The 11,540-nt window shown below is 62.0% G+C and carries 9 protein-coding genes; all 9 read left to right on the top strand.

Features of this window, described 5'->3' with window-relative positions; translation table 11 throughout:
• Positions 1 to 14: 14 nt before the first annotated feature.
• The 9 genes from NKJ89_RS05830 (at position 15) to NKJ89_RS05790 (ending at position 11,515) form a co-directional block, all read left to right on the top strand.
• Entirely contained in the window at positions 15 to 1,673 is a 1,659-nt protein-coding gene (locus NKJ89_RS05830) for a glycerol-3-phosphate dehydrogenase/oxidase (RefSeq protein WP_245266393.1), read from the top strand.
• A gap of 374 nt (positions 1,674 to 2,047) precedes the next feature.
• Positions 2,048 to 3,058 carry a sugar-binding transcriptional regulator gene (locus NKJ89_RS05825; protein ID WP_352600691.1) on the top strand — a complete coding sequence of 337 codons (1,011 nt, stop codon included), beginning with the start codon at positions 2,048 to 2,050 and terminating at the stop codon, positions 3,056 to 3,058.
• Positions 3,059 to 3,187: 129 nt separating this feature from the next.
• Entirely contained in the window at positions 3,188 to 3,748 is a 561-nt protein-coding gene (locus NKJ89_RS05820) for a DUF2291 family protein (RefSeq protein ID WP_502904089.1), read from the top strand.
• Positions 3,745 to 5,271, top strand: coding sequence for a sugar ABC transporter ATP-binding protein (locus NKJ89_RS05815; protein WP_352600687.1), 1,527 nt, complete (start codon positions 3,745 to 3,747; stop codon positions 5,269 to 5,271). The genes NKJ89_RS05820 and NKJ89_RS05815 overlap by 4 nt, the downstream gene beginning before the upstream one ends.
• A 26-nt stretch (positions 5,272 to 5,297) precedes the next feature.
• Entirely contained in the window at positions 5,298 to 6,431 is a 1,134-nt protein-coding gene (locus tag NKJ89_RS05810) for an ABC transporter permease (protein ID WP_352600685.1), read from the top strand.
• Between the two features lie 38 nt (positions 6,432 to 6,469).
• Positions 6,470 to 7,411 (top strand): D-ribose ABC transporter substrate-binding protein, encoded by a 942-nt coding sequence (locus tag NKJ89_RS05805; protein WP_352600683.1) that lies wholly within the window; start codon positions 6,470 to 6,472, stop codon positions 7,409 to 7,411.
• A 92-nt stretch (positions 7,412 to 7,503) separates the two neighbouring features.
• Positions 7,504 to 9,063, top strand: a complete 1,560-nt coding sequence (locus tag NKJ89_RS05800; protein ID WP_352600681.1) for an FGGY-family carbohydrate kinase — start codon at positions 7,504 to 7,506, stop codon at positions 9,061 to 9,063.
• Positions 9,060 to 10,577: a glycerol-3-phosphate dehydrogenase gene (locus tag NKJ89_RS05795; RefSeq protein WP_352600680.1), complete on the top strand. Its 1,518-nt coding sequence runs from the start codon at positions 9,060 to 9,062 to the stop codon at positions 10,575 to 10,577. The genes NKJ89_RS05800 and NKJ89_RS05795 overlap by 4 nt, the downstream gene beginning before the upstream one ends.
• Positions 10,577 to 11,515 (top strand): sugar phosphate isomerase/epimerase family protein, encoded by a 939-nt coding sequence (locus tag NKJ89_RS05790; RefSeq protein ID WP_352600678.1) that lies wholly within the window; start codon positions 10,577 to 10,579, stop codon positions 11,513 to 11,515. The genes NKJ89_RS05795 and NKJ89_RS05790 overlap by 1 nt, the downstream gene beginning before the upstream one ends.
• The last annotated feature ends 25 nt before the right edge of the window (positions 11,516 to 11,540 follow it).

Here is an 11,540-nt window from a genome sequence, read left to right as displayed (position 1 = left end):
GGCGTTTGGCTGCCATGGCCGGGACAGGCGAGGTCGACGTCGTCATTCTCGGCGCCGGCATCAACGGGGCGGGCCTGTTTCGCGATCTGTGCGCACAAGGCGTCAGCTGCCTGATCGTGGACAAGAGCGACTTCGGCGCGGGCACCAGTGCCGCGCCGTCGCGGCTCATTCATGGCGGTTTGAAATATCTCGAAACCGGCGAGTTCGGTCTGGTGGCGCAGTCGACGCTCGAACGCAATCTGCTTTTGAAGAACGCGCCGCATTATGTCAGTCCGCTGCCGACCGTCATCCCGATCTTCTCCTGGAGCAAGGGCATGCTGGCGGCGCTGCGAACGCTGTTCGGCTCGACCAGCGCACCGCGCAGCCGCGGCGCCATCCTGATCAAGATCGGCCTGATGATCTATGATTTCTATGGCTCGCGAAACCGGGTCATGCCGCGCCACCGCATGGTCGGGCGGCGCCAGGCGCTCAGCGGGATGCCGGCGCTCAACCCTTCGATCGTCGCCACCGGCACCTACTACGACGCCAAGATAAGCCACCCCGAAAGGCTGGTGCTCGAACTGATCCTCGATGGGCTGCAGGCGAACGCGGCCTCGGCCAGCGCGAATTACACGGCGCTGGTGGCCTCGTCCAATGGCGTACTGACATTCCAGCCGGAAAACGGCGCCGCCTTTTCGGTGCGGCCGAAGCTGGTGGTCAATGCCGCCGGTCCATGGATCGATCGTGTCAACGATCTGCTTGGCGCGCCCTCGAAGATGATCGGCGGCACCAAGGGCTCTCACATCCTGCTGAGGCACGACGAACTGGTCAAAAGCCTTGCCGGGCGCATGCTTTATTTCGAGGCCGACGACGGCCGTATCTGCCTCGTCTACGACTATCTCGGCTTGGCGCTGGTCGGCTCAACCGACATCAAGGCCGACAATCCCGACGAGGTGCGCTGCGAGCCTGACGAAGTCGAGTACCTGCTCGACAGCGTGCGAACGCTGCTGCCGGGCATGGCATTCGAGCGCGAGCAGATCGTCTACGTCTATAGCGGCATCAGGCCGCTGCCTTCCTCGGATGCATCGGTGCCCGGGCTGATCAGCCGCGATCACTCGTCACCGATCGCCGAGCCGGACCAGAACAGACCTTTCGCGGTTATCTCGCTGGTCGGCGGCAAATGGACAACGTTCCGTGGCTTTGCAGAGGAAGTCGCCGGCACCGTGCTCGGTCGCCTGCAGCGCAAGCGCGAGGTCTCAACGCAAGCCATGCCAATTGGCGGCGGCAGGGATTTTCCAGCCGATGCGGCGGCACGCGCAGACTGGCTGGCCCGGGCATGGTCGGAAACGGGCATCGCGGAACGGCGTCTCGATGAATTGCTGTCGCGCTACGGAACCAGAGCCCTGGAGATTGCCGGGCACGAACTGGACGATAAGGGCGATCTGCCGGATTCCGAAGGCTACAGAAAATCGGAAATCGACTACATCGTCCGCAGCGAGTTCGTGGAACATCTGACTGATATCGTCATGCGTCGCAGCACCCTGGCGATATCAGGTTCCCTGACAGGCCGGGACCTGCAGGAGATCGCGTCGATCGCCGGAAGGGCGTTGGGCTGGAGTGCTGGGCGCATTGCGCGGGAAGTCGAAGCCGCCGTTGTGGAGCTCAAGGGCCGCAACCTGATGCGGCTGGCCTGATCGCGTCATCGGGCAATGCCGATGGCTTTTCTCAAGGCAATTCTATCGGTTTGCCCATGGCTCCGTCGCATGTGCAACACACCGCAACACAGCCTGATTGGGATTTATGTGCCGCCGGGCATAAATGATTGAAAACAGACATTTAGTTTGAAGATCGGCAGCAAATGCCGGTTGCTGTCTCGATGGCATTGAAGCGAGATAACATCGATTGACGTTAAAATAACACATCATTATGATCACCCAATATGCAGACCTCCTAATAGGGCCACACAGAATTCCCCGTAGGCCAAATCCGGCGAGGGATTGACAGCGATGCAGGGATGTGAAAATTTTTGCACACAAAGATAATAATATCATCCTGGGGAGGAAATGGCTTGAAATCCGGCGGAACCGCTAACCGCGACCATGAATCCAGCCTCGCCACCCGCGCGGCCTGGCTTCACTATGCCGGCGGTCTCACACAGGCCCAGGTGGCCAAACGGCTCGGTTTGACCAGCCTCAAGGCGCATCGGCTCATCACCCGGGCCACTCAGGATGGCCTGGTCAGAGTGATTATCGACGGCGACGTCGGCGAATGCATCGACCTCGAGCAGCAGCTGATCGATGCTTATGGGCTCGATTACTGCGAGGTCGTTCCTGATCTCGATCAGGACGATCTGCCGCTGAAGGCGCTTGGCATCGCCGGCGCGCAGTTTCTGAAGCGCGAGATCGATCGCGGCGAGGACATGCTGATCGGCGTCGGCCATGGTCGTACCCTCGCGGCAAGCGTCGAGTATCTGACGCGCACCGCCGCCGCCCATATCCGTTTCGTCTCGCTGCTTGGCGGCGTGACGCGCAAATTCGCGGCCAACCCGCACGATGTCATGCATCGCCTGGCCGAGCGGACAGGCGCGCAGGCCTATGTGATGCCGGTGCCTTTCGTCGCCAACACTGCCGAGGACCGTGAGGTGCTGCTTGGCCAGCGCGGCATTAGCGATGTCTTCGCTCTCGCAAGCCGATCCGACCTGATGTTCGTCGGCATAGGAACCGCCATGCGGGAAGCCTCGCTGGTCGCTACCGGCATGATCGAACATTCCGAAATCGATGAGGTCAAACGTGACGGTGGCGTTGGCGAGCTGCTCGCCCACTTCTTCGATGACAAGGGACGCCCGGTGGAAACGGCGCTGTCGGAGAGAATTCTGGCGCTTCCGCGGGATCAGTTGAAAGGCCGTAGGATTGTCGCCGTCGCCGGCGGCAAGGTGAAAGTGCGCGCGATCAAAGCGGTGCTCGAAAGCCGCTATCTGAGCGGCCTGATCACCGATGAAAGCACTGCACGCGCTCTTGTCGAAAAGAACCAGTCCAATGGTGCAAAGCCCCATGTGAACGGAGGATCGTCAAATGCGTGACAACGGCAGATCTGCCTTGCAGGTGGTTGCGTCATGAGTGCGAAGGCTGCCACCGCATCGACCCGGCAGGCCTCGCCCGGCTTGCGTCGGATACTGGCTGGCGTCGCGGTCGTTGTCCTGCTTGGCGCCATGGCGCTCGACACCAAGGTGGTCAGGATCGGCTCCGCCGGTGACGTCCGCAGCGCCGTCTTCTCCGCCGCGGATTACGGCAAGTCGGAATTTCCCAAGGTGCAGGCCGATGTCGAGACCCGTGCCGCCGACGCCGTGACAGTGGCGACGGCGATCGCCAAGGACAGGGCGACGGCCGAGAAGGAATACGGCGTGCCCGCAGGTGTCGGGCCAGTCATTTCGGTCAAGTTCACCGGCGTTGTCGGCGAAGGAAAATCGGGCATCTACAAGGTCGCAGTCGACGGTTTGCCCGACACGTTGATGATCCGCGTGCAGACGGGACCGGCGATCAACGGCACCGAACTGCGCGACGCCACCGGCAAGATCACATTCGGCCAATTCACCAACCAGATCGAATACCAGGACGCCGGCTCGGCGCTGAACAACGAGATGAAGAAGGAAGTCCTGGCAAAGGTCGACACGAGCACCTTGGCCGGCAAGACCATTTCGGTTGTCGGCGCGTTCAAGCTGGTCAATCCGAAGAGCTGGCTGGTCACTCCCGTGAGGCTGGACGTCAAATGAAACTGGCTGCGAATGGCGACGCCGTGCTTTCGGCGCGCAACATCGTCATGTCGTATGGCGGCGTCCATGCCCTCAGGGGCGTCAATTTCGACATCCATCGCGGCAAGGTCACGACGCTGTTCGGAGAAAATGGCGCCGGCAAGTCGACGCTGATGAAGATCCTGTCCGGCGTGATCACGCCGACATCCGGCGACATCGTGCTCGACGGCAATCTCGTCAGTTTTTCGTCGTCCTCGGACGCGCGCGATCGCGGCATCTCGATCATCCACCAGGAACTCAGCCTGGCGCCGAACCTGAGCGTACGCGACAACATCTTCATGGGCCGCGAACTGCGCACCAGAACCGGCCTCGATTTCGCCGAGGAATCGCGCCAGGCGCGCGCACTGATGGCCGATCTCGAAGAGGACATCGATCCGATGACCCTGGTCGAGGATCTGCGGCTGGGCCAACAGCAGATCGTCGAGATCGCGCGGGCGCTGTCGGTCGATTCGCGCATCCTGATCATGGACGAACCGACCTCGGCGCTCAGCGCGACCGAGGTGGAGGTGCTGTTCAAGGTGATCCGCGATTTGACCAGCCGTGGCGTTTCCATCGTCTACATATCGCATCACCTCGAAGAAGCCCTGCAGATCACCGATTACGCCGTCGTCCTGCGCGACGGGGCAATAACGGCGACGGCCGAAGCCAAGGATATCGACCTCGAATGGATCGTGCGAAACATGGTCGGCGAGAACTTCGATCTCGGCTCGCCGCCGACCGGTCATGCGTTCGGCGAGGTCGCCCTGTCGATCGAGGATGTCAGCGTCGTCGACACTTCGGGCTCCGGTTATTCCGTCGTTGATCATCTGTCGCTGGACGTGAGAGCGGGCGAGATCGTCTGCATCTATGGGCTGATGGGCGCCGGGCGCACGGAATTGCTGGAAGCCGTCGCCGGACGGGTACCGATGGCGGGCGGCCGCGCGCTTCTGGAAGGCGAGGACGTCTCGGGACTGAGTATTGCCCAGCGCATCGCCAAGGGTCTGGTGTTGGTCCCCGAGGACCGTCAGCGCGACGGGCTGGTGCAGACCATGACCGTCGGCCGCAATCTCTCGCTTGCCAGCATCGAAGCGTTCGCAAAGGGGCTATTTCTGTCCCGCACCAGGGAGCGTGGGCTGGTCGAGGATTCGATCCGCAAGGTGACCATCAAGACCGCCGGTGGCAACGCCATGATCGGATCGCTTTCGGGCGGCAATCAGCAGAAGGTCGTTATCGGCAAGATGCTGACGACCAACCCCAAGGTCATCCTTCTCGACGAGCCAAGCCGCGGCATCGATGTCGGCGCCAAGGCCGAGGTTTTCCGCTTGCTCAGCGAACGCGCCGCGCAGGGCCTTGCGGTCGTCTTCTCGACCTCTGAGGTCAACGAGTGCCTCAGCATCGCGCACCGCGTCGTCGTCATGCGCCGGGGCAGGATTTCAGCCCAGTTCGGCGCCAACTCCACCAAAGAGCAGATCATGGCCGCCTCCGGCGAAGCCGTGGTCGCCTGATCACCAGGAATTTCGGAGCCCAGACCATGACCGATGTCAGCCAGGCCAGAAAACAATCCAGTCCAAGCGCGGGCGGCGAAGGCTTCGATCTCGCCAAGCTGCTGCTCGAGGGCCGCGCTTTCTTTGCCCTGATCGTGATCATCGTCGTCTTCTCGTTCCTGTCCCCCTACTACCTCTCGGTGGCGAATTTCCTGACCATGGCCTCGCATGTCGCCATCTTCGGAATTCTCGCTGTCGGCATGCTGCTCGTCATCCTCAATGGCGGCATCGACCTGTCGGTGGGATCGACGCTCGGGCTTGCCGGTGTGGTTGCCGGTTTCCTGATGCAGGGCGTGACGCTGACCTGGCTGGGCGTCGTTCTCTATCCGCCGGTCTGGGTGGTCGCCGTGCTTGCCTGCATGCTGGGCGCCGTCGTCGGGCTGATCAACGGCGTGCTCATCGCGCGCTTCAAGGTTCCGGCCTTCGTCGCGACACTGGGCGTCATGTACATGGCGCGCGGCCTGGCGCTGCTGATGACCAGTGGCCTGACCTACAACAATCTCGGTGGTAAACCGGAGCTGGGAAACACCGGCTTCGATGCGCTTGGCTTCAACCGCCTGTTCGGCGTGCCGACCGGCGTGGTGGTTCTCGTGGTCATCGCGCTCATCGGCAGCATCGTCTTGAACCGCACCGCCTTCGGGCGCTGGCTCTATGCCTCGGGCGGCAATGAACGCGCGGCCGAACTGTCCGGCGTTCCGGTCAAGACGGTGCAGATTTCCGTCTATGTGCTGTCAGGCATCTGCGCCGCCATTGCCGGCCTGATCCTGTCCTCGCAGCTGACATCGGCAGGACCGACCGCGGGCACCACCTACGAACTGACGGCCATCGCGGCCGTCGTCATCGGCGGCGCGGCACTGACCGGCGGGCGCGGCAACATCCGCGGAACCCTGCTCGGGGCCTTCGTCATCGGCTTCCTGTCCGACGGTCTCGTGATCATCGGCATCTCATCCTACTGGCAGACAGTGTTCACGGGCGCGGTCATCGTGCTCGCCGTGCTGCTCAATGCCGTTCAGTATCGCCGCCGCAGCAAGCTCCTAAGCGCGACAGGTGGCCAACCGACTTCTCAGAAACGGGGGAAGGCCGAAGCGGCCAATCCTGCCCAAGGGAAGACTGCCAGGTGAACTGGCAGCAACACCGCGTAATCATTGGAGGAATATACATGAAAACCATACTGAAAAGTCTGCTTGCGGCCGCGATGGTCGTCGGGTTCACGGCCGCCGCTTCTGCCGCGGGTCTGATCTCGATCATCGTCAACGATCCGGCCAATCCCTACTGGCTCACCGAGGGCAACGTCGCCAAGGCAGAGGCCGAGAAGCTCGGCTATACGGCCAATGTCGGCGCCCACAAGGGCGACACCAACACGGAAAGCAACCTGATCGACACCGCCATCACCAACAAGTCGGTGGCCATCATTCTCGATCCGGCCAACGCTGACGGCTCCGTCGGTGCGGTGAAGAAGGCGATTGCCGCCAACATCCCGGTTTTCCTCGTCAATGCCGAGATCAACCAGGAGGGCCTCGCCAAGGGGCAGCTCGTCTCCAACAACGCGCAGGGTGCAGCTCTCGGTGCCCAGCAGTGGGTGCAGGCAGTCGGCGAAAAGGGCAAATATGTCGAACTGCTCGGCGCTCCGTCGGACAACAACGCCGCGACGCGCTCGAACGGTTACGCGACTGTGCTGAGCCAGTATCCAGATCTCGAAAAGGCCGCTTCGCAGGTCGCCAACTGGGATCGTACCCAGGGCCACGACAAGATGCAGAGCATGCTGCAGGCCAATCCCGATATCATCGCCGTGATCAGCGGCAATGACGAAATGGCTCTTGGCGCGGTTGCGGCGCTGAAGGAAGCCGGCAAGCTGGCTGGTATCAAGGTCGGCGGCTTCGACGGCTCCCCGGATGCGGTTGCGGCGATCAAGTCCGGCGAACTGCAGTACACTGTGCTGCAGCCGGTTGCCATCTTCTCGGCCAAGGCCGTGCAACAGGCGGACTCGTTCATCAAGACGGGCGCCACTGGCGCGGCGACCGAGAAGCAGCTGTTCGATTGCCTACTCATCACCAAGGACAATGTCGACAAGTACACTGCACCCTTCGTGCTGTCGGAGTGAACCTGAACAGGGGGTGTCCTTGAGGACACTCCCTGCCTCTTCTGCGAGACTGCCCTCGTGAACTGCCTTCTTAACCAACCGGAATTTGCGGCATGAAAGACCTGCTGATCGGCATCGACGCGGGAACGTCAGTGATCAAATCGGTCGCTTTCGATCTGTCCGGGCGGCAGCTCGCCATGACGTCGGTACCCAACAGCTTCGTCACACTGGAAGGCGGCGGTGCCGAGCAGGACCTTGAGCAGACCTGGCGCGACATGGCGCGGACCGTTCGCGATCTCGCGGCCAAGATCCCCGACCTCGCGCAACGAGCCGCGGCGGTTGCGATCACCGGGCAGGGCGACGGAACCTGGCTGATCGATGGCTACGGCTTGCCTGTCTCGCGCGCATGGCTGTGGCTTGACGCCCGCGCCGGACATTTGGTGGACGAGATGCGTGCCGATCCCCGCGATCGCAGGCGATTCGAGCTGACCGGCACGGGGCTTAATTCCTGCCAGCAGGGTGCCCAGCTTGCCTTCATGAAAAAGAACAGTCCGGCCATGCTGGAGCGGGCTGCCACCGCATTGCATTGCAAGGATTGGCTCTATTTCAAGTTGACGGGCGAACGCGCCACCGATCCGTCCGAAGGAACATTCACTTTCGGCGATTTTCGGTCGCGCACCTATTCCGACGAGGTCCTCGACATCCTGGATCTGACGACGCATCGCCGCCTTCTGCCTCCCATGCTGGAAGGCACCACCGACCATCATGCGCTGTCGCGATCGGCGGCAGCAGAGACCGGCCTGCTCGCAGGCACGCCGGTGGTGCTGGGTTACGTGGATATGGTCATGACGGCTCTCGGAGCCGGCCTCTATGATCCCTCAGGCAATGTCGGCTGCACGGTGATTGGCTCGACCGGCATCCACACGCGCTTCGCAGCCGCTCCCGGCGATGTCGTGCTGAACGATGATGGCTCCGGCTACACCATCGCCATGCCTATTCCAGGCGGCTTCGCACAATTGCAGTCCAACATGGCGGCGACGCTCAACATCGACTGGCTGCTTGGCCTGGCGCGCGACGTGCTCGCCACGGGTGGTGGCAAACCTTCTCATGACGAGTTGCTGAAGGCACTCGATGTCTGGGTGGAAGCATCCGAGCCGGGATCGCTGATTTACCAGCCTTACATATCGTTGGCCGGCGAAAGAGGGCCATTCGTCGACCCCGACGCGCGCGCGGGATTCATCGGCCTTTCGGTCAAGCACGGCTTTGGCGATCTGGCGCGCGCCGTCCTCGAGGGATTGGCCTTCGCGGCGCGCGATTGCTACCAGGCAATGGGTCCCGTGCCGAGCGAGATTCGGCTGTCGGGCGGCGCCGCGCGCAGCCCGTCCCTACGTCGCATCATCGCAGCGGCGACACGGGCGCAGGTCCGAACGAGCAGCCGCCAGGAAGCCGGCGCTGCAGGTGCCGCGATGATGGCCGCGGTTGGCCTCGGCGTCTACGGCTCCATGGAAGACTGCGCCGCCGAATGGGTCACACCGCTTCTCGGCGACTGCGATGCCTATGACGAGGCGCTTTCGCAAACCTACGATGCGCTCTTCCCTTCCTTCGTTGCAGCGCATCGGGCGCTTCGGCCGGTGTGGAAGGGCATGGCGCACCGCACAGGAGCAAGATCTTGAGCAATACAACAGATGTCGTCGATCTCTTCGTGATCGGCGGCGGCGTCAATGGGGCCGGCATAGCGCGTGACGCGGCAGGTCGCGGGCTGTCCGTTATCCTGTGCGAAAAAGACGATCTCGCTCAAGGCACCAGCTCGCGCTCCGGCAAGCTGGTGCATGGCGGTCTGCGCTATCTGGAATATTATGAATTCCGGCTGGTTCGCGAGGCACTGATCGAACGTGAGGTGCTACTCGAGGCAGCGCCGCACATCATCTGGCCGATGCGCTTCGTTCTTCCGCACAGCCCGCAAGACAGACCAGCCTGGCTGGTCCGGCTCGGACTGTTTCTCTACGACCACCTTGGCGGCCGCAAGCGGCTGCCGGGAACAAGGACACTTGATCTGAGAACGTCACCGGAAGGCGCGCCGATCAAGGACGAATTCAAGCGCGGCTTCGAATATTCCGACTGCTGGGTCGATGATGCGCGGCTGGTGCTGCTCAACGCACTGGACGCCAAGCAGCGCGGTGCAAAGGTGCTCACGCGCACAGCCTGTGTCGCGGCGCGCCGTGAAGACGGACTGTGGTCGATCGATATGCAGGATGGCCGCACGGGTGCGATCACGAAAGTCCGGGCGCGCGCACTGATCAATGCGGCAGGGCCATGGGTCAACGACATTGTCAGCCGCGTCGCTGGGCAGAATTCCACCCGCAATGTTCGCCTTGTGAAGGGCAGCCACATCGTCGTGCCCAAATTCTGGGAGGGACGGCAGGCCTATCTGATCCAGAACAACGACAAGCGGGTGATCTTCGTCAACCCCTACGAGAACGATCTGGCGCTGATCGGCACCACCGACATTCCCTACGAAGGCAGGCCCGAGGAAGTGGCAGCCGAGGCAAGCGAAGTCGATTACCTGATCAAGGTGGTCAATCGCTATTTCAAGCGGCAGCTGACGCCTCAGGACGTGGTCTACAGCTTCTCCGGCGTGCGTCCGCTCTATGACGACAATGCCGATAATCCAAGCGCGGTGACGCGCGACTATATTTTCGAACTCGACGCCTCCAATGGCAACGCGCCACTGCTTTCGGTGTTCGGCGGCAAGATCACCACCTTCCGCAAGCTCTCCGAACATGCGCTGGAAAAGATCCGGCCGTTCTTTCCGACGATGACGAAAGCCTGGACGGCCAAAATTCCCTTGCCGGGCGGCGACCTGCCGAACGCAGACTTCGAACAGTTCCTAAGCGACTTGCATTCCGAGTTTTCATGGCTCGGCCCGTCGCTGGTGAAGCACTACGCTCGAAGCTATGGAACCCGTGCCAGGCAATTGCTCGCCGGTGCACAAAGCGCGGCGGATCTCGGCCGCCGCTTCGGCCCCGATTTTTATGAACGGGAGGCAAAGTTCCTGGTCGAGACCGAATGGGCCGGCACATCAGCCGATATCCTGGAGCGCCGCACCAAACACGGCTTGCATATCAATGCAGCCGAGCGGAACGCATTCGAAGACTGGTTCAGCAACATCATGGCAACTGCAGACTGATGGCTTTCACGCTTTCTCTCAACACCAATCCCCTGGTCAACCGCTTCGCCGATCCAGACGATTTGATCGACACGATCGCCTATGGCATCGGCATCCGGGACGTGCAGCTGACGCATGAATTCGTCAATCCGGGCTGGCCGGCGGCAACGATTGCCAAATTCCTGCGCCTGTTCAACAGCGCCCTGGCGAGGACCGGCGTCAGGATCACCTCGGGCATGACCGGACCCTATGGCAGGCTCAACCATTTCGGCCACCCGGATGCGGATGTCCGGCGCTACTATGTCGACTGGTTCAAGACATTCGCCGACATTTCCGCCGAACTCGGCGCGTCAGGCATGGGCACGCAGTTCGCCATCTTCACCTATAAGGATTTTGACGATCCGCAACGGCGGGCAGCACTTCTCGACGTCGCGCTCGAATGCTGGCGCGAGGTGGCCGAACATGCCAAGGCGGCGGGCCTGTCCTACCTGTTTTGGGAGCCGATGTCGGTCGGCCGCGAGTTCGGCCACACGATCGAAAGCTGCGTCACACTGCAAGGCGCCATCGATGCGGCGAACCTGCCCATTCCAATGCAGATGATGGTCGATATCGACCATGGCGATGTGACCTCGCCCAACCCTGCCGACACCGATCCCTATGCCTGGGCGAAGGCGTTTCCATTGCGGTCGCCGATCATCCATATCAAGCAGTCTTCGATGAACAAGGGCGGCCACTGGCCGTTCACGGCCGCCTACAACAAGGATGGCCGCATAGTGCCGCAAAAGCTGCTGGATGCCGTTCGGCAGGGCGGTGGCACCGACAATGAAATTTGCCTTGAACTTTCCTTCAGGGAGAGGGAACCGGTCGACCGTCAGGTTATCGAGATGATCCGCGAGTCGGTGGATTTCTGGGCGCCTTACATCGACAGTGGCCGCGACAGCCTCAAGCCTCGAGTCTGAGTGAAATACCGGCTCGACGCCGGCA

Source organism: Mesorhizobium sp. M0047, assembly GCF_040323315.1.
Lineage (GTDB): Bacteria > Pseudomonadota > Alphaproteobacteria > Rhizobiales > Rhizobiaceae > Mesorhizobium.
The sequence above is the reverse complement of the archived record's forward strand: the minus strand, read 5'-3'. Positions and strand labels throughout refer to the sequence as shown.